Raw genomic sequence first — 17,995 nt, forward strand, 5'->3', positions numbered from 1 at the left:
TCGGTGTGAGATCGAGTTGTCGGGGCTGAGGTCACAGCACGCCGGCCGCGTGTAGTCGGCAGAGTTCCTCGTCGGTGAGCCCGGCGTGACGGGCGAGCACTCGGTGGGTGTCGGCGCCGACGGCGGGCACCCGGCCGGTGCCCGAGTCGACTCCGGGGCCGGTCAGTCGCGAGGTCAGCAGTCCGGGGTAGTCGTGCGTGCGGTTGAACACCCCGAGCTCGTGAGTGGCCGGGTCTTCGACCATGTCGGCGACCGTCCGGATCGGTGCAGCCAGCAATCCGGCGTCGAGCAGGATCTGGGTCAGTTCCTCGGTCTTGAATCCAGAAGTCGCTGCCGCGACGGCACTCTCGACTCGATCCCGGTGGCGGACCCGGCCGGCATTGGTGGCCAGTTCAGGATCGTCGAGCAGATGCTCGGCACCGATCGCGCGGCAGAGTGTCGGCCACATCCGGTCGTTGACCGTGCCGGTGATGACGTCGCCGTCGGCGGTGGGGAAGCCGCCGTACGGCACGATCGACGGATGGTGGGACCCCCATCGTCCCGGCACCTCGCCGCTGACACTCACCGAGGCCACCAGGGTGCCCAGGACGCCGACCGCGGTTTCGTACAGGGAGGTGTCGATGTGGGTGCCGACGCCGCTGTTGCGGGCCACCCCGAGCGCGGCGATGATCTGGCCGGCCGCGGTCAGCCCGGTGGCGATGTCGGTCATGGCGATACCGAAGCGGGCCGGTTCACCGTGGCGTGATCCTGTGACGCTCATCAGGCCGGACATGCCTTCGACGACGATCTCGGTGCCGGGGTATCCGGCATACGGACCGCTGCGGCCGAAACCGGAGATGGCGCAGGTGACGACGGCCGGATTGTGGGCAGCCAGGGTGTCATGGTCCAGGCCGTACCGCTCGGCGACTCCGGGGCGGAAGTTCTCCACCACGATGTCGCAGTCGGTCACCAGTCTGTGCACCAGTTCGCGCCCGGGCTCAGTGGTGAAATCCAGTGCAACCGAGGACTTGCCGCGGTTCAGCGCGGCGAAGTAGGCGCTGATCTCGTCCCGGTCGTCGATGAAGGGCGGGCCCCAGGCCCGGGTGTCGTCACCGACCCCGGGCCGTTCGATCTTGATGATCTCGGCACCGAGTTCGGCGAGGAAGAGCGTGCAGTACGGTCCGGACAGGATCCGGGTGAAGTCGAGGACTCGCACGCCGGCCAGTGGGAGGTCATGGCCCGCCTCGGCGTTCTGGGTGGAACTCATCGGCTCACTCCTGCGGCGCAGCGTTCAGTTTCGGAGACGAAGGCATCGAACAGTTGGTCAAGTGCGCGAGGATCCGCTTCGGCGTGTTCGGGGTGCCACTGGATCCCGACGATCCACTCTGTGGGGTCAGTCGACTCGATGGCTTCGACGATTCCGTCGTCAGCGGTCGCGGCGCTGACGAAGCCATCGGCCACCCGGTCGACGGCCTGGTGATGACCGGACTTCACGATCAGCGTCTGGGTTCCGAAGATCCCGGCCAGCCGAGACGCCGGTGCCAGCGAAATCCGTTCGGAGATGAAGATCGTATCCGTCGTGGGCCCGTGGTGTATCGCCCAGTCGACGATGTCGGGGATCAGCGAACCGCCGTAGGCCACGTTGATCAGCTGTGATCCGCGGCAGATGCCGAGGATGGGAACGCCGTTGTCGCGGGCCGTGCGCACCGCGGCGATGGCGTACTCGTCGATGGTGCGGTTGACCCCGTAGAGGCCGGGCTGGTCGGCCGGCAGCCCGTACAGTGTCGGGTCGATGTCTCCGCCACCCAGCATCACCAAACCGCTTGCCCCATCAAAGCTTTCACTCAGACCGGGATACGGGGGATGTGCCGTGTCGACGAATCGGACGTCGACTCCACGGGTCTGCAGGCTCTTCCGGACCGCGCGTTCGGCGGCGATGGACAACCGCAGGAACGGAGCGGGCAGGCTCTGGTCGTCGGCCGATCCGATCACCAGCACGGTGGTCACGACCGGACTCCCATGTCGGGCGCGGGGAAGGGATAGCGCAGACCGGGCAACCAACGCTGCCAGGCGTCGTGAATGGTGCCGTTGGCCAGTGCCTGTGCCAGCCCTTCGTCGAGGGTCTGCAGCACCGCGGGTTTGTCCTGGGCCACGGCCAGCGCCCAGCGGTTGCCGGTCGGGACTGAGAATGCGATGGCGAGATCCTCGGCGTCGGTGAGTGGTTGCAGGGCCACCTCGTCGTCGACCACGGCGTCCACCGCGCCGGACCTCAGGGCCGCCACCAGTTCGCCGAGGACATCCTCGCCGCTGGCATCGAAGGGTACGACCTCTGCTCCGGTGAAGGTCTGGGCCAGCGCCATATTGGTCGAATCGGCGATGGCCAGGACCCGCTTGCCGACCAGATCGGCGGCGCAGGTGATGCCCTCGCCGCGGCGCACCAGGATGGCCTCGTCGAACACCGCGTACGGGCGGGTGAACGACACCAGCGTGCTGCGGTGCTCGGTGATGCCCTGGCCGCACAGGATCGCGTCCCCGGCACCGTCGTTGAGTGCCGGGATCATCTCGCTCCACGGCAGGTGCACCCACTGCACCTCGCGGCCGATCTCTGCGGCGATCGCGTGCGCGACGTCGACCTCATAGCCGACGCGGTCGGCTTCGGCCGTCGCCTTGGTGAACAGTGGGGGGGACTCGATGTTGACGCAGATCAGGCGCAGCGGTGAGGTCATCGGGTCACCTGGCCCGGGGTGAAGGTGATGGGCAGGACGACAGGCCCGGTGTTGCCGCTGTCGGGTAACCACTTCTCACCTGGGGCGCGACGTGGTGAGATCAGCCGCTGCGCGAGCAGGGGCAGCGCCTCGCTCATGTCACTGCGGGCGATGAAGTGACCCAGGCAGTGGTGGACACCGCCGCCGAACCCGAAATGCGGCCGGCGTTCCCCGGTGATGTCGAACGAGACGTCGACATTGCCGGTGTCGTCGGTTCCGGCCAGCCCGCTGAGCAGGTGGACTGTGGTGCCCTTGGCGATCTGCACACCCTGGAATTCGAAGTCCTCCAAGGCCTCCCGGGTCACCCAGGTCACGGTCGGGGCCACCCGCATGACCTCTTCCACCGCGGCACGGCCCAGCTCGGGCCGCGCGGCCAGCAGCTCCCACTGGTCGGGGTGGTCGAGGAAGGTCGACATTGCCAGGCTGACCTGGTTGCGGGTGGTGTCCATGCCGGCGAAGATCGCGTTCACCAGGGCCGTCCGCAGTTCCAGGCGCGACATCTTGGCCTCGTCCTGGGCTGCCTGAACCAGCTTGGTGACGAAGTCGTCCTTCGGATTCTGCGTGCGATCCGCGATGAGGTCCTCGGCGTACTTGTTCAGACCGGCCATGGCGGCCTCGATGCGGTCCAGGTCGTCGCGGATCGTGACGCCGAGCGCAAGTCCGACCACCGAGGACCATTCCGCGATGCGCTTCCACTCGGTTTCCGGGATGCCGAGCAGGATGGCGATCACCCGCGCGGCATACGGCTCGGCGAACTCTGAGACGAATTCGCACTCACCGCGTTCGATGAAGTTGTCGATCAGTTCGTTGGCGAGCGCCTGGAACCGGGGGACCAGGCCCTCGATGAGCCGGGGGGAGAAGGCCGGGTTGTGCAGCCGCCGCAGCCGGGCGTGATCCGGTCCTTCGAAGTTGATCAGGGTGGAGCGCCAGAATTCGTGGAACAGTCCCTCGGTGACGCCGTTCTTGTCCGGCCAGGCCCAGCTGCCCTGCCGCAGCCGGCGGTCCTTGAGCAGCTTGGCCATCTCGTCGTAGCGCAGCACCGCGAGGCCGTAAGGGGTACGGGCATACCAGCTCTGGGCCCGGGCGGCCAGGGCCTCCTCGGAACGCATCGAGAAGTTCGGATCCGCCATGTCGAGGAAGGGCGGTTCGGCGATCGTCGCGGTCTGTACATCCGTGCTCATGGGGTGTCTCCTGTGGTGCGGGGCGGAACGGGGGAGAGGGATGGTGATGGCCAGTCGGGCGGGCGTTTCTCGGCGAAGGCGGCCAAGCCCTCCCGGTAGTCCGCCGAGCAGGCCGAGGACCGCCACTGGCCGTCCTCCACCGACAGTGCTTCGGCCAGCGGCCGGTCCTGGCCGTTTCGCAGGGCGGCTTTGGCGTTTCGTTGCGCATTCGGGCTCTTGGCCGCGATGGTCGTGGCCAACTGAAGGGCCGCACCGACGGCATCGTCGTCGACCAGCACGTCGACGATGCCGTAACCGTGTGCCTCGGCGGCCGACAGCCGCCGGCCGGTGAAGATCAATTCGGCGGCCCGGCCGATACCGATCCTGCGGGGCAGCAACTGGGTGCCACCGCCGCCGGGGATGATGCCGACACCGGTCTCGGGCAGACCCACCAGCGCCGTGCTGTCGGCGACCACCACATCACAGGTGAGCGCGAGTTCCAGTCCGCCGCCCAGCGCCATCCCGGACACCGCGGCAAGAGTGGGCACAGCCAGATCGAGCAGCGCCTGGGTGGCCGCGGTCGAGTGGCCGCGGGCCGCCAGCAGTCCCGGCTCATCGAGGCTGCGGCGCTCCTTGAGATCGGCGCCCACCGAGAAGAAACGGGGGTCAGCCGAACTCATCACCACGACCCGGACGTCGGGACGGCTGTTCAGTTCGATTGCTGCCGAGGCGATCTGGTCGGCCTGCTCGGTCGACAGAGCGTTGCGCGCCTCGGTGCGGCACATCACCAACTCCGCGACACCGAAGGCGTCGACACTGACCGTCACGCCGCTCACAGCTGGATCCAGGTGGTTTTGAGCTGTGAGTACTTCTCCAGTGCGTGCAGGGACTTGTCCCGGCCGAATCCGGACTGACCGTAACCGCCGAACGGCACCGACACATCGGCGGCGTCGTAACAGTTGACGAACACGGTGCCCGCCCGGATGTCGCGGGACACGGTGTGCGCGGTGGACAGATCGGTGGTCCACACCGAGGCCGCCAGACCGTAGGGGGTGCCGTTGGCGATGGCGACGGCCTCCTCGGTGGTGTCGAACGGCAGGACGACCAGTACCGGACCGAAGATCTCCTCCTGGGCGGCAGCGGAATCCTCTGGCGCGCCGGTGATCACGGTCGGCTGCAGGTAGGAGCCGCCGGGGATCACTTCGGCGCGTTCACCGCCGGTGAGGATTTCGGCACCGGAGGCCCGGGCCGCGTCGATGTGGCCGAGGACCCGTTGCAGGTGCCGTTCCTCGACCATGGCGCCCTGTGCGGTGGCGGGGTCCAGCGGGTCGCCGGGCAACCAGTTCTGGGTCCGCGCCACGACCGCGTCGACGAGCTCGTCATAACGTGACCGGTGCACGATCAAACGGGAACCGGCCGAACAGATCTGTCCCTGGTTGAAGAAGATTCCGCCGGCCACACCGTCGGCGACCTGGTCGACGTCTGGCGCGTCGGGCATGACGATCTGCGGGCTCTTGCCGCCGAGTTCGAGTGCGACCTGCTTGATGTTGCTGTCGGCGGCATCCCGCAGCAGTTGGCGGCCGACGGGACCCGACCCGGTGAAGCACAGCAGGTCGACGTCGTTGTGCCGGGCCAGTGCCGAGCCCGCCGTCTGCCCGAATCCGGGGACCACGTTGAACACACCGTCGGGCAGGCCGGCTTCGACGGCCAGTTCGGCGAACCGCAATGCGGTCAGCGAAGACAGTTCGGCCGGCTTGAGGACCACCGAGTTGCCCATGGCCAGTGCTGGGGCGACCTTCCACGCGGTCAGCATCAACGGGAAGTTCCACGGCACGATGGCGCCCACCACGCCGACGGGCTCCCGGGTGATCATCGACAGCACGCTGGGATCGCTGGGTCCGATCTCGTCATAACGCTTGTCGATCGCTTCGGCGAAGAAGTCGAATGACTGCACCACCACCCGCATGTCCACGCCGATCGCATCGGACACCGGCTTGCCCATGTCCCAGGACTCCAGCAGGGCGAGCTCGTGTTTGTGTTCCTCGACCAGGCGGGCCAGCCGCTGCAGGACGGCCCGGCGCTGCCGGGGATGCTGTCGGGCCCACCGTCCGTCGGCGAAGGCGTCTCGGGCGGCCCGCACGGCACGGTCGACGTCGGTGGTGTCGCCGGCGGCGATCTCGGCGATGATCTGGCCGTCGCGCGGTGACACGCTGGGGAAGCGTTGCCCGCTCTGGGCGGGGACGAACCTGCCGTCGATGAAGCAGTCGACGCGGCTGATCAGGTCGCGGGTGGCGCTGATGTTGTCCATCAGGGTGGCGGTCATGACAGAACTCCGGTCAGTAGTCGGGCCGGGTCGACGATGGCGTCGAAGAGGGCTTGTTCGTACGCCGTCTCCTCGGCGTCGTCCTCCGGATGCCACTGCACGGCCAGCACCGGACTGGTGCGGTGTGCGATGGCTTCGATGCAGCCGTCCGCGGCGCGGCCGACGACTGTGAGGTCGCGGCCGAGTTGGTCGACGGCCTGGTGATGGTAGGTGGACACCGAGGCGTGGGTGGTTTGCATGACCCGGGCCACCGCGGAGCCGTGGTCCAGTGTGACGTCGTGGAATCCGTGGCCGTGATCGACCTCGGAGGCCGGCAGATCGGTGATCAGCGTGCCGCCGAGGGCGACGTTGAGCACCTGCATGCCGCGGCAGATCGCCAGCGCGGGCATGCCGCTGGAGACGACGTCGCGGGCGAGTTGCAGGTCCACTGCGTCATGGACCGGGTCGTACGGCCCGTGCGACGGGTGTTCGTCGGCCGATGCCCCGTAGTACGCCGGGTCCAGGTCGCGGCCGCCGGGAAGCACGATGCCGCGGTAGGCATCCAGCGGATGCCGATGATCGGTGGCCATCGGGGCCAGGATCACCGGCTCCCCACCTGCCCGGTAGACGGCCTCGGCGACCTTCTGCGAGGCGACGATGCCCGCTCGGCGCAATCCGTCGACCTTGGGTGAACGCATGGCCGCGATCGCGATGGGTGGGCGCATGTCAGACGCCTGCCTGCAGATACATGCTGCGCTCCCAGTCGGTGACCGTGCCGCAGTAGCGGGCCCATTCGTCGTTCTTGAGCGCGATCAGCAGGCCGGCAAGTTCCGGGGTGAGCGAAGACTTGACGAACTTGCCCTCGGCGAACAGTTGGACTGCCTCGCCCAGTGTGCGTGGGATGGTCTGCACACCGACGCTGTCCGGATCGGTCTCGTTGTTGATGCCGTCCTCGATCTGGGCCAGCAGCAGTGCGTGTGACAGGTAGGGGTTCACGGCCGAATCGGGCAGCTTGTATTCCAGTCTGCCGTTCCCGGACAGTCGCACCGTGCAGGTCTTGTCCTCCATACCCCAGTCGATCTGGGTCGGAGCGAACTGGCCTGCGTCCCAGTAACGTTTGTAGCTGTTGACGGTCGAGCCCATCACGATCATCGATTCGGTGGCGTGGTTGAGCATGCCGCCCAGCGCGTATCGGGCGACCGGAGTCAGGTGCAACTCGGAGCGTCCCGGCTCGCAGAACGCGTTGACTCCGTCACGCCACAGGCTGATGTTGTGGTGGCATCCGGTGCCCATCACCCCGGGGGCGATCTTGGGCATGAAGGAGGCGGTCACACCGAATTCGCGGGCGACCTGCCGGCAGATCATCCGGTAGGTGATCAGCCGGTCAGCGGTCAGTTCGACTGAATCGAACATCCAGTTCAGTTCCAGCTGACCGGCATCCTCGTAATCGCCCTCGATCATGGTGAAGCCGAAGGCGGTGGCGTAACGGATTAGCTGCTGATAGATCGGGCGCATCCGCTCGAGTTGTTCGAACTCGTAGGACGGGTTCTCGCCGGGCCGGCTGACAACAGCCAATTCCTCACCGAGCCAGGTCATCTCGGGCTCGCAACCGGTGCGCATCTCCATGCCGGTCTGCTCCCGGAATCCGCTGTGTACCCGGCGCAGGTGTCCGCGGGCATCGCCGGCGAACGGTGACCCGCCGATACCGGGACGGTGATCGGGTTCGTAGATCGAGCACATGAACCGGGCCGCCTTGGGATCCCAGGGCAGGACGGTGAAGGTGTCCAGATCGGGAATCGCCTGGAACTCCGGCGCGGCCGGGCCGCCGCCCAGGAGCTCTCCGTCGAGCGCGGAATGGAAGTCGGCGACCGCGGAACGGTGCATCAGGATGCCGTTCTCCAGGTTGCGGGCCAGTTGGGCGGCCGGCGAGATCTTGGCCATGATCTTCCCGCTCAGCGTGACGATCTGGTAGTAGATCGTCTCGACACCGGCTTCGATGGCTGCGGTGATCTCCGCGGGTATACGACTGTTCTGTTCCTGATGATCGCTGAGTGCTGTCATGCTTTGGCTCCTGTGGGCGTGGCGAACGGGTCGGTTGCGCGGGCCAGTGCGCTGCGATGCACAGACTGCTGGCTCGGTGGAATGTTGATGGAGACGATGGCGACGAGGGCGTCGTCGCGGCGGTACTCGATGACCGCGCCGGCCCGTAGTCCATCGGGATCGAGTGTGCCGGTTACGACTTCGCTGATGTCGGCGATGGAGGGAACCCCGAACCCCTGGATTCGCAGTTCGCCCTGGTCGCTCCAGAAGCTGGGTACCGGGGCGAAGGGCTGTTCGGGTCCGGGTTCACCGGTCAGGGACGCGACCAGGGCGCGGGCGCCGTGTTTGGCGGAATCATTGGGCATGAACCAGTGTTCGACGCGTCGCGGTGCTCCACCGAACCGCGGATTGTGGAAGCGGGCTATGTCACCGACGGCGATGACGTTGCGCGCCGGCGCGGTCGCACCGCCCACCACGCTCAGATGTTCATCGCAGAGCACGCCGTCGGTGAGGTCCAGGCCGTTGCCCTCCAGCCATTCGACATTGGGTTGGCTGCCAACGGATTCCACGATGACATCGGCGGCCAGGTCGGTGCCGTCGGAGAGTGTGATGACGGCTTCGGCGGGCTCGTCGCTGATCGCCGACACCTGTACACCAGTTCGGAAGGTGATCGCGTTGTCCTGGTGGACAGCTGCGACCGCGGTGCTCAGGTCCGGGCCGAACGCCGCCCACATCGGTGCCGGCTGTGGCTCGACGACGGTGACCTGGCATCCGTGACCGACAGCAGTGACGGCGATTTCGCATCCGATGAAGCCGCCACCGATCACCACCACCCGGCGCCCGGGCTGAAGTTGGGGGTACAGCGCCGCGGCGTCGTCGATCGTCCGCAGGACATGGCGTCGGGCCGCGGCCGCGGTGGCGGGAAGGCGGCGGGGCCGTAGACCGGTTGCGATGACCAGACCCGCGTAGTCGAGTTGGGATCCATCGGCCAGGGTCAGCGTCTGTGCACCCAGGTCCACGCGGTGCGCCGCGATTCCGAGCCGCCAGGACGTGTCGTCGAGGCTGGCGCGTCGGCGGAACTCGGTGCCCTGCAGCCATTCCTCGACGCTGCGGGGCGCCGGGCCGGTGTGTTTGGACAGAGGAGGCCGGTTGTAGGGCATGTGCGCTTCGGCGCCGATGACGGTCAGCGGGCCGTCCCAGCCGGCGGATCGCAGTTGTTCGCACGTCCGCAGGCCGGCCATCGATGCCCCGACCACGACGACGGGGAGGGAGGTGGCGGCCATGCTGTTACTGGCCGGCGCTGATCAGGATGGCCTGGACGGGGCAGACGTCGGCGGCCTCCTCGACTTCGTCGGCATGGGCCTCCACCTGGGTCGGATCGAAGGACAACGTTCCGTCATCGCCGATGGCGAAGACATCGGGAGCCGAGATGGCGCACTGGCCATGGTTCTCGCAACGCTTCCAGTCGACTTCTACGTGCATCTCTGCTCCTGGGGATGGTGTGGCATCGGGCCGGGCGGCCTCGCCGAGTGATGGTGGTCACTGCTGTGTGTCGTAAACTTTATACTTCATATGTTTAAAGTCAAGAGGCGAAATCCGGCGATGTGCCCAGGTTTGGCGGATCGGCGGTGTCTGCCCGGTCCTCGTGGCCTGTCTGCGCTGTCGAGAAGGGAAAGTGTTGTGGGCGTTGGAGATTGTGGCCTGACCGGCACCGTACGGGTCAAGCGTGGGATGGCCGAGATGCTCAAGGGCGGGGTGATCATGGACGTGGTCACGCCTGAGCAGGCGCGGATTGCCGAGGCGGCTGGCGCGGTGGCGGTGATGGCTCTGGAGCGGGTTCCGGCGGATATCCGTGCTCAGGGTGGGGTGTCGCGCATGTCGGATCCGGACATGATCTGCGGCATCATCGATGCGGTCACGATTCCGGTGATGGCCAAGGCACGGATCGGGCATTTTGTGGAGGCGCAGATCCTGGGCAGCCTGGGTGTGGATTACATCGACGAGTCCGAGGTGCTGACCCCGGCGGATTACACGAATCACATCGACAAGTGGAAGTTCACGGTGCCGTTCGTGTGTGGGGCGACGAATCTGGGCGAGGCGTTGCGGCGGATCGCCGAGGGTGCGGCGATGATCCGGTCCAAGGGTGAGGCGGGTACCGGCGACGTCTCCAACGCGACCACCCATATGCGCAGGATCGGTGGGGAGATCCGCCGGTTGACCTCGCTGAGCGAGGATGAGCTGTACGTGGCGGCCAAGGAGCTGCAGGCCCCTTATGACCTGGTGGTCGAGGTGGCTCGAGCCGGCAGGCTGCCGGTCACGCTGTTCACCGCGGGCGGCATCGCCACCCCGGCGGATGCGGCCATGATGATGCAGCTGGGCGCCGAGGGTGTGTTCGTGGGCTCAGGCATCTTCAAGTCCGGTAATCCGGCCGAGCGGGCGGCCGCGATCGTGAAGGCGACCGCCTTCTACGACGATCCGGATGTGCTGGCCACGGTCTCCCGCGGGCTGGGTGAGGCGATGGTCGGGATCAACGTCGACGACATTCCGGCCCCGCACCGCCTCGCCGAACGCGGCTGGTGACCCCTGCGGTCACGGCCCGGTGTAACCCGGGGGATTGGCGCCCTCGACCCAGAAGTCGACCCCGAGTTCGGATCCCGGAACGCAGTCGTACACCGAGAGGTCGGTGACGCCGGCGTCCACCAGGACGTCCTCGCACAGCAGCGTGTTGCCGGTGAAGCTCGAGGGCTTGGTCAGGACCGCGTACGCGGCGTCGGCGTACACCTCGGGCCTGCGGGAGCGGGCCATCGACTCGTCGCCGCCGAGTAGGTTCTGCACGGCCGCGGTGGCCACCATGGTGCGGGGCCACAGGGTGTTGGACGCGATGCCCTCCTCGCGCATCTCCTCGGCGATTCCCAAGGCGCACAACGTCATGCCGAACTTGGCCATCATGTAGGGCGTGGGCCGCAGCCACTTGGACTCGAGCAGGATCGGCGGCGACAGCGTCAGGATGTGCGGGTTGTCGCGGCCCTTCATGTGCGGGATGCATGCCTGCGACACCGCATAGGTCCCGCGCACCTGGATGCCGTTCATCAGGTCGAAGCGTTTGAGCGGTACCTCTTCGATGGAGCCGAGGTTGATCGCTGAGGCGTTGTTGACGCAGATGTCGATGCCGCCGAACTGTGCGACGGCCGCGGCCACCGCGGCGGCCACCGAGTCCCCGTCACGGACGTCGCCCACGATCGGCAGGGCCTGCCCGCCGACCTCCTCGATCTCCTTGGCCGCGGTGTAGATGGTGCCCGGCAGCTTGGGGTGGGGTTCGGCGGTCTTGGCCACCAACGCGATGTTGGCCCCGTCGGCGGCGACCTTCTTGGCGATCGCCAGGCCGATACCGCGACTGGCGCCTGAGATGAACATGGTCCTGCCCTGCAGGGGGCGATCCTCAGTCATGTACTCAGACCCTAGCCAGTACGGATGTCGGCAACCAGGGCCTGCGTCATCTCGACGAGGTCCTGCGGCGCCAATGCCAGATCCAGCCCGCGCCGGCCAGCGCTGCACAGGATCTGCTCCCACTGCAGCGCCGAGGCGTCGATGACTGTCGGCAGTCTCTTTCGCTGGCCCAGCGGAGAGATGCCGCCCACGACGTAGCCCGTGGCGCGCTGCGCGTCGGCGGTGTCGGCCATCGTCGCCTTGGACGCCCCCAGCGCGGCCGCCGCGGCCTTCAGCGACAGCGTGGCCGGCACCGGGAGCACGGCGACGGCCAGGCCCTTGGGCAGCGCGATGACCAGCGTCTTGAAGACCTGTTCGGGCAGCACGCCATGGGACTTGGCGAGCTCGGTGACCGCCTCGGCGCCGAAGTTCGTGGTGCGCGGGTCGTGCTGGTAGGCGAGCACCTCGTGGGGGACGCCGGCCCTCACCAGGGCCGCGATCGCGGGGGTTGCTGCTTTGGCCACGGCGCAAGGCTAGCGGCGGGCCGGCCGAGGAAATACCGCGGCCGCAGATGCTGTTCTCACCTGCAGTCCCGCCCATGAAGGGCGAGTTTGTCGGTACACGGCCTTAGGATTGGGCAGATAGGGGAGACAGGTGGCACCTCAGATGAGCCTGCAATGCCTGGAAACTCCGACAGCGGCACAGTTGACTGCGGCGTTCGGGTCAGTGGGGTCGGTTGGGATGAGCGGGTTCGCGGCGGTGGAAGGGACTGTGTCAGGCACGATGACCGACTTGGATGACGTGGACGGCACGAGCGCGGTGGCGGCGCCGGAGGAGACCGACGCCGAACTGACCGCGCGGTTCGAGCGCGATGCGATCCCGCTGCTCGATCAGCTCTACGGCGGTGCGCTGCGGATGACACGCAATCCCGCCGACGCCGAGGATCTGCTGCAGGAGACCATGGTCAAGGCGTACGCCGGCTTCCGGTCATTCCGTGAGGGCACCAATCTGAAGGCCTGGCTGTACCGCATTCTGACCAACACCTACATCAACAGCTATCGCAAGAAACAGCGCCAGCCCGCGGAGTATCCGACCGACGAGATCACCGACTGGCAGCTGGCGGCCAACGCCGAGCACTCGTCGACCGGACTGCGCTCGGCTGAGGTCGAGGCGCTCGAGGCATTGCCAGACACCGAGATCAAGGCGGCGCTGCAGGCTCTGCCTGAGGATTTCCGGATGGCGGTTTACTATGCCGACGTCGAAGGTTTCCCGTACAAGGAGATCGCGGAGATCATGGATACGCCGATCGGAACGGTGATGTCGCGGTTGCACCGCGGTCGTCGCCAACTGCGGGAACTGCTGACCGATGTCGCGAAGGATCGCGGTTTCATCCGGGGCCATCAACTCGACGAGGCCGAGGAGGTGTCGTCATGAGCGCTGCGGACAATGACCGCTGGCAGCCCCCGGTGGGCCCCGTCGACCCTGAGCATCCCGAATGCGCCGCGGTGATCGCCGAGGTGTGGACGCTGCTCGACGGTGAATGCACCGAGGACACGCGGGAGAAGCTCCAGCATCATCTCGACGAGTGCCCGGCGTGCCTGCGCTACTACGGCGTCGAGGAGCGGATCAAGAAGCTCGTCGCGAATAAGTGCAGCGGGGAGAAGGCACCCGAGGGACTGCGTCAGCGGTTGCAGCTGGAGATCAGCCGCACCACCATCATCCGTCACAGCTGAGGCGGCCTCCCGCGCTCACGGGCCGCCTGCGCGGCCTGTGAGGGCACCCACCATACAAAAGACCGCCCGGCTCCATGAGAGCTCGGGCGGTCTGCGTATCAGCAGGCTCAGGCGTTGGGACGCTTGCCGTGGTTGGCCTTGCTGTGCTTGCGGTCACGCTTCTTCCGGCCGCGCTTGGCCATGTCATTACCTCCGGTGTCAGATGTCGAATTCGGGACGGACCCGAACAGCGTTGGTCCCATTGTCTCATGTCCGCGGGGGTGCTCTGCCCCGCGGGCAACACAAGGGCAGGTGTCGGGCGGTCCAGGCCGGGGTTGTGGTTCGATAAGGCGTCAACAGCCCTGGATCGGTGATGAGGTGAAGATGGCCGAGGATGTTCGCGCAGAGATCGTTGCCAGCGTGCTCGAAGTGGTGGTGAGCGAGGGCGACCAGATCAGCGAGGGCGACACCGTGGTGCTGCTGGAGTCCATGAAGATGGAGATCCCGGTGCTGGCCGAGGCGGCAGGCACCGTCACGAAGGTCAACGTGGCCGTGGGTGACGTCATCCAGGCCGGCGACCTCATCGCCGTGATCAGCTAGTCCGCGAGTGTCCACACTCGGTGAGCTCCTCGCGGAGCACACCGTGCTGCCCGGCGATGCGGTCGACCATCTGCACGCCGTGGTCAGCGAATGGCAGCTTCTGGCGGATCTGTCGTTCGCCGACTATCTGATGTGGGTGCGCCGCGACGACGGCGACCTGGTGTGCGTGGCGCAGTGCAGGCCCAACACCGCGCCGACGGTCCTGCTCAGCGATGCGGTCGGCACGACGGCGTCGGCCGACGAGCTTCCCCTGGTGGTCGCGGCGTTTCAGTCCGGAGTGATCGGCCGCGAGGACGACCCCGGCCCGACGCTGTCCGTGCGGCCGATGGGCCTCAACATCGAGGCCGTGCCGGTCAAGCACGGCCAGACCGTGGTGGCCGTGCTGACGCATCAGACCGCGCTGGCCGCGATGCGGCTGTCCAGCCCGCTGGAACAGGCCTACCTGGACTGTGCCGGTGACCTGGTGCTCATGCTGTCGGAGGGCACGTTCCCCAATGTCGGCGACCTCGCGATGTCACGGTCGAGTCCCCGGGTGGGGGACGGGTTCATCAGGCTGGACGGCAACGGGGACATCGCGTTCGCGAGCCCCAACGCCCTGTCGGCCTACCACCGGATGGGGCTCACATCTGAACTCGAGGGGCACAACCTGGTCGCGATCACGCGGCCGCTGATCTCTGACCCGTTCGAGGCGCAGGAGCTCGCCGAGCACGTCCGGGACTCGATCGCGGGCGGGTCGAGCATGCGGATGGAGGTCGACGCCGGGGGAGCCGCCGTGCTGTTGCGCACGATCCCGCTGGTCGCCCACGGCGCGCCCGCAGGTGCGGCGGTCCTGATCCGGGACGTCACCGAGGTCAAGCGGCGTGATCGGGCGCTGCTGAGCAAGGACGCCACGATCCGTGAGATCCACCACCGGGTGAAGAACAACCTGCAGACGGTCGCGGCGCTGCTGCGGTTGCAGGCCCGTCGGACCAACAATGCCGAGAGCCGCGAAGCCCTCATGGAGTCGGTGCGCCGCGTCACCTCGATCGCCCTGGTGCACGACGCGTTGTCGATGTCGGTCGATGAGGAGGTCAACCTCGATCAGGTGATCGACCGCATCCTGCCGATCATGAACGATGTCGCGTCCGTGGACGCTCCGATCAAGATCACCCGCGAGGGTGCGCTCGGAGTGCTCGACGCCGACCGGGCGACCGCGCTGATCATGGTGGTCACCGAATTGGTGCAGAACGCGCTGGAACATGCCTTCGACCCGGGGGCGACACGGGGTTCGGTGACCATTCGCGCGGAGCGGTCAGCCCGCTGGCTCGATGTCGTGGTGCATGACGACGGTCGCGGCCTGCCTGCCGGGTTCAGCCTCGAGAAGTCCGACCGCCTGGGCCTTCAGATCGTGCGGACGCTGGTGTCCGCGGAACTCGACGGATCACTGGGCATGCATGACGTGCCCGAAGGAGGCACCGACGTGGTGCTGCGGGTGCCCATCGGACGACGGTCCCGCCTGTCGCAGTGACCCTGAACATGACGAAGGCCCCGGCGGTTGCCGGGGCCTTCGTCATGTCTGCGCTGCTCAGACGCCGGTACGGGTCCGGGTGCGCGCATTGCGTCGCTTGAGGGCGCGACGCTCGTCCTCGCTCATGCCGCCCCACACGCCGGCGTCCTGACCCGACTCGAGCGCCCAGCTGAGGCACTCGGTGGTCACCGGACAGCGGTTGCAGACGAGCTTCGCGTCAGCGATCTGCGCGAGCGCCGGGCCGCTGTTCCCAACCGGGAAGAACAGCTCCGGATCCTCATCACGACAGACCGCCTTGTGGCGCCAATCCATGGCAATTACTCCTTACTTGGGCGCGCAGCAAAACGCGCCAATCTTTTTTGTCTTCGGCTGTCAACACGTGCACCGAATGTTTCTGCACTGTTGCATCTGATCGTTCCAGAGGCTGGACAGATGTCAATAGGACTCAGTTAACACGTGGGCAATGTCACTGCCGGGGGCAGTTTCCCGCGCCCTCACCCCGTTGTACTACACTCATACCCATCTGCGCCCTAAATCATCACAGATGAAAGCATTATCACAGTTCAGGGGCGGTTTCCCCAGGTGGCGCCACAACACTCAAAGCGTCAGAGACTGACGCAAAAGTCATAGTTTCCCGCTCGCCGAGAAAATCCCCGTCAATTTGGGTCGCGACCGGCGTGTCGCTCGTCACCCGCACCCACGACACGTTGTCGTCACGAATCAGATGTTTGGCAGCAATCTTCGGCCGCTTCGACAACATCTGGCGGACCAGACCCAGATTGCGCCATACGTTCATGCTTGTGGTCGCGAACACACCCAGGCCCCCTTCGAAGCGGCAGTCCGGGTTGGTCCAGACCGGCCTGTTGTTGGCGTAGGTCCACGGGCTGGAGTTCGACACGAACACGAAGTGCACGCCGGTGACGGGCTCGCGGTCCCGCAGGTGCAGTGTGAGCCTGGGCTCTCGCCTGGCGCTGCGCAGCACCGCGGGCACCGCGACCCTGATGTAGCGGCCGGCTGAGACGCCCTTACCGCTGCGTTTCCCCGATCGATGGGCCTCGACGGCCGCGACCACCTCGCCGTCGACGCCCAACCCGGCGGTGAACACGGCCCAGCGCTCACCGCAGTCCATCAGGTTGATGCGACGCCAACTGCGGTCGGGACCGTGCTCGCTGAGCAGGTCCACCAGCAGGTTCGTCGCCTCGACCGGGTCGGCGGGAATGCCCAGTGACCGGGCGAAGACGTTGGCCGAGCCGCCGGGGACCACCGCGACCGCGGGGACGCGACGCAGGGGCGGCAGCGGACCCGGCTTGCCCAGCATGCCGTTGACCACTTCGTTCACGGTGCCGTCGCCGCCGTGGACGATCACCACGTCCACGCCGTCGGCGGCGGCCTTCTCGGCGATCTCGCTCGCGTGGCCGCGGTGATTCGTGTGCTCGACGGTCAGCCGTACCCGGCTTTCCAGGGCGTGCGCCAGAAGGTCGCGGCCCGCAGCGGTGGTGGAGGTGGCATTGGGGTTCACGATCAGCACGGCACGCACGAGTTCCGAGCCTAGGGGGCAGCCCAACCCAGCGCGAACACGCGCGCGGCGCGGAATCCGCACCGCGGCGGTCAGGCGATGGCCCGCAGGACCGTCAGCGCCCGTTCGACCAGCGGCGTCGACGCGGACTCCAACCGGGCCGCCAGCAGGTCGATGCCGAGGTGGTCCGGCCCCAGGGGTACGTACCGCACGCCGGCGATATCGAGGGAAGCGGTCGGTTCGGGCACGACGGCCACCCCGAGTCCTGCGGCGACCCAGGTCACCAGCGTCGAGGTCTCCCTCACCTCATGCCGCACCTGGGCGACGAATCCGGCGTCGGCGCAGACGGCCGTGAGGACACTGTTCATCACTGAGAGCCCATGGCCGGTGTGGGCGATGAAGTGTTCGTGGCGCAGGTCGGCGGCCCGCAGCTGATCCCGCCCGGCCAGGTGGTGCCCGGCGGGCACCGCGACCAGCAGGCGGTCGCGGCGGATGGTCTCGGTCAGCACGCCCTCCCGCTCGGCGGGCGGGCGCAGCAGGGCCAGGTCGATCTCTCCCGAGGTGAGGGCCGCGAGCTGGGCGGGTGCCAGCATCTCCCCGCGAACGCTGACCTCGACATCGGGCAGCGTTTCCCCCAGCGCCCGGACCAGTGAGGGCAGCAGCGAGTAGGTGGCCGACCCCACACAGCCGATCGACAGCTGACCCTCGGTGCCGTCGGCGATGCGGCGGGCCGCGGCCCCGGCGTCGTCGACGGCGTCGAGGATCTTCACCACCCGGGTCAGGTAGTCCTGGCCGGCCGGGGTGAGCTCCACACTGCGCGTGGTCCGCACAAGCAGGGTGGTCCCGAGTTCGCGCTCGAGCTGGCGGATCTGCTGGGACAGCGGCGGCTGCGCGATGTGCAGCCTCTGTGCGGCACGGCCGAAGTGCAGTTCCTCGGCGACGGCGCGGAAGTACCGCAGATGCCTCAACTCCATAATTAGGACTCTAT

21 protein-coding genes are annotated in these 17,995 nt (G+C 67.3%); 5 read left to right on the forward strand and 16 right to left on the reverse strand.

The annotated features are described in order from the left end of the window. Positions 1-31 precede the first annotated feature (31 nt). Genes A5727_RS04515 through A5727_RS04560 form a run of 10 tightly spaced genes read right to left on the reverse strand, consistent with a single transcriptional unit; the run spans position 32 to position 9,728 of the window. Positions 32-1,246 (reverse strand): CaiB/BaiF CoA transferase family protein, encoded by a 1,215-nt coding sequence (locus tag A5727_RS04515; protein WP_068245140.1) that lies wholly within the window; start codon positions 1,244-1,246, stop codon positions 32-34. Continuing rightward, positions 1,243-1,986 (reverse strand): gamma-glutamyl-gamma-aminobutyrate hydrolase family protein, encoded by a 744-nt coding sequence (locus tag A5727_RS04520; RefSeq protein WP_068245143.1) that lies wholly within the window; start codon positions 1,984-1,986, stop codon positions 1,243-1,245. The genes A5727_RS04515 and A5727_RS04520 overlap by 4 nt, the downstream gene beginning before the upstream one ends. Beyond that, positions 1,983-2,705, reverse strand: a complete 723-nt coding sequence (locus tag A5727_RS04525) for a substrate-binding periplasmic protein (RefSeq protein ID WP_068245146.1) — start codon at positions 2,703-2,705, stop codon at positions 1,983-1,985. The genes A5727_RS04520 and A5727_RS04525 overlap by 4 nt, the downstream gene beginning before the upstream one ends. After that, the gene (locus A5727_RS04530; protein WP_068245149.1) at positions 2,702-3,925 is read right to left on the reverse strand and encodes a cytochrome P450; all 1,224 of its coding nucleotides are present in this window, start codon (positions 3,923-3,925) and stop codon (positions 2,702-2,704) included. The genes A5727_RS04525 and A5727_RS04530 overlap by 4 nt, the downstream gene beginning before the upstream one ends. Next, complete coding sequence (locus A5727_RS04535) at positions 3,922-4,740, reverse strand: enoyl-CoA hydratase/isomerase family protein (protein ID WP_197507586.1); 819 nt, start codon at positions 4,738-4,740, stop codon at positions 3,922-3,924. Before A5727_RS04535 ends, A5727_RS04530 begins: the two co-directional genes overlap by 4 nt. Next, positions 4,737-6,227 carry an aldehyde dehydrogenase gene (locus A5727_RS04540; RefSeq protein WP_068245152.1) on the reverse strand — a complete coding sequence of 497 codons (1,491 nt, stop codon included), beginning with the start codon at positions 6,225-6,227 and terminating at the stop codon, positions 4,737-4,739. Before A5727_RS04540 ends, A5727_RS04535 begins: the two co-directional genes overlap by 4 nt. After that, positions 6,224-6,931 (reverse strand): gamma-glutamyl-gamma-aminobutyrate hydrolase family protein, encoded by a 708-nt coding sequence (locus A5727_RS04545; RefSeq protein ID WP_068245155.1) that lies wholly within the window; start codon positions 6,929-6,931, stop codon positions 6,224-6,226. Before A5727_RS04545 ends, A5727_RS04540 begins: the two co-directional genes overlap by 4 nt. 1 nt (position 6,932) lies before the next feature. Continuing rightward, a complete protein-coding gene (locus A5727_RS04550; protein ID WP_068245159.1) occupies positions 6,933-8,267 on the reverse strand; it encodes a glutamine synthetase family protein in 1,335 nt (444 codons plus the stop codon). Beyond that, positions 8,264-9,529: an NAD(P)/FAD-dependent oxidoreductase gene (locus tag A5727_RS04555; protein ID WP_068245162.1), complete on the reverse strand. Its 1,266-nt coding sequence runs from the start codon at positions 9,527-9,529 to the stop codon at positions 8,264-8,266. The genes A5727_RS04550 and A5727_RS04555 overlap by 4 nt, the downstream gene beginning before the upstream one ends. 4 nt (positions 9,530-9,533) lie before the next feature. Beyond that, positions 9,534-9,728, reverse strand: coding sequence for a ferredoxin (locus tag A5727_RS04560; protein ID WP_068245165.1), 195 nt, complete (start codon positions 9,726-9,728; stop codon positions 9,534-9,536). A 198-nt stretch (positions 9,729-9,926) separates the two neighbouring features. Here A5727_RS04560 and pdxS point away from each other — a divergent pair, with 198 nt between their 5' ends. After that, positions 9,927-10,826 carry a pyridoxal 5'-phosphate synthase lyase subunit PdxS gene (gene pdxS / locus A5727_RS04565; RefSeq protein ID WP_157521211.1) on the forward strand — a complete coding sequence of 300 codons (900 nt, stop codon included), beginning with the start codon at positions 9,927-9,929 and terminating at the stop codon, positions 10,824-10,826. A 9-nt stretch (positions 10,827-10,835) separates the two neighbouring features. Here the strand turns inward: pdxS and A5727_RS04570 are convergent, their stop codons facing one another. Beyond that, positions 10,836-11,693, reverse strand: a complete 858-nt coding sequence (locus A5727_RS04570) for an SDR family oxidoreductase (protein ID WP_068245168.1) — start codon at positions 11,691-11,693, stop codon at positions 10,836-10,838. Positions 11,694-11,704: 11 nt separating this feature from the next. Continuing rightward, positions 11,705-12,196 (reverse strand): Cys-tRNA(Pro) deacylase, encoded by a 492-nt coding sequence (gene ybaK, locus A5727_RS04575; protein WP_068245170.1) that lies wholly within the window; start codon positions 12,194-12,196, stop codon positions 11,705-11,707. A gap of 259 nt (positions 12,197-12,455) precedes the next feature. On the opposite strand from ybaK, the gene A5727_RS04580 reads away from it, so the two are divergent. Beyond that, the gene (locus A5727_RS04580) at positions 12,456-13,106 is read left to right on the forward strand and encodes a sigma-70 family RNA polymerase sigma factor (RefSeq protein WP_197507587.1); all 651 of its coding nucleotides are present in this window, start codon (positions 12,456-12,458) and stop codon (positions 13,104-13,106) included. Continuing rightward, positions 13,103-13,405 carry a mycothiol system anti-sigma-R factor gene (gene rsrA / locus A5727_RS04585; RefSeq protein WP_068245177.1) on the forward strand — a complete coding sequence of 101 codons (303 nt, stop codon included), beginning with the start codon at positions 13,103-13,105 and terminating at the stop codon, positions 13,403-13,405. The genes A5727_RS04580 and rsrA overlap by 4 nt, the downstream gene beginning before the upstream one ends. A 107-nt stretch (positions 13,406-13,512) precedes the next feature. Here rsrA and A5727_RS28515 read toward each other — a convergent pair whose 3' ends face one another. After that, positions 13,513-13,587 (reverse strand): 50S ribosomal protein bL37, encoded by a 75-nt coding sequence (locus A5727_RS28515; protein ID WP_011728008.1) that lies wholly within the window; start codon positions 13,585-13,587, stop codon positions 13,513-13,515. A 181-nt stretch (positions 13,588-13,768) separates the two neighbouring features. Between A5727_RS28515 and A5727_RS04590 the strand changes: the two genes are divergently transcribed. Further along, a complete protein-coding gene (locus tag A5727_RS04590) occupies positions 13,769-13,984 on the forward strand; it encodes a biotin/lipoyl-binding carrier protein (protein WP_068245366.1) in 216 nt (71 codons plus the stop codon). Positions 13,985-13,991: 7 nt separating this feature from the next. Continuing rightward, a complete protein-coding gene (locus tag A5727_RS04595; protein ID WP_068245180.1) occupies positions 13,992-15,491 on the forward strand; it encodes a sensor histidine kinase in 1,500 nt (499 codons plus the stop codon). 57 nt (positions 15,492-15,548) lie between these two features. Here the strand turns inward: A5727_RS04595 and whiB1 are convergent, their stop codons facing one another. The 3 genes from whiB1 to A5727_RS04610 all read right to left on the reverse strand — a co-directional run bounded on the left by whiB1 (position 15,549) and on the right by A5727_RS04610 (position 17,981). Continuing rightward, complete coding sequence (whiB1, locus tag A5727_RS04600; protein WP_068245183.1) at positions 15,549-15,803, reverse strand: transcriptional regulator WhiB1; 255 nt, start codon at positions 15,801-15,803, stop codon at positions 15,549-15,551. A 244-nt stretch (positions 15,804-16,047) separates the two neighbouring features. Beyond that, a complete protein-coding gene (locus A5727_RS04605; protein ID WP_068245186.1) occupies positions 16,048-17,028 on the reverse strand; it encodes a diacylglycerol/lipid kinase family protein in 981 nt (326 codons plus the stop codon). 71 nt (positions 17,029-17,099) lie between these two features. Continuing rightward, complete coding sequence (locus A5727_RS04610; RefSeq protein WP_068245189.1) at positions 17,100-17,981, reverse strand: LysR substrate-binding domain-containing protein; 882 nt, start codon at positions 17,979-17,981, stop codon at positions 17,100-17,102. Between the last annotated feature and the right edge of the window lie 14 nt (positions 17,982-17,995).

This window comes from Mycobacterium sp. ACS4331, from assembly GCF_001667265.1.
GTDB lineage: Bacteria > Actinomycetota > Actinomycetes > Mycobacteriales > Mycobacteriaceae > Mycobacterium.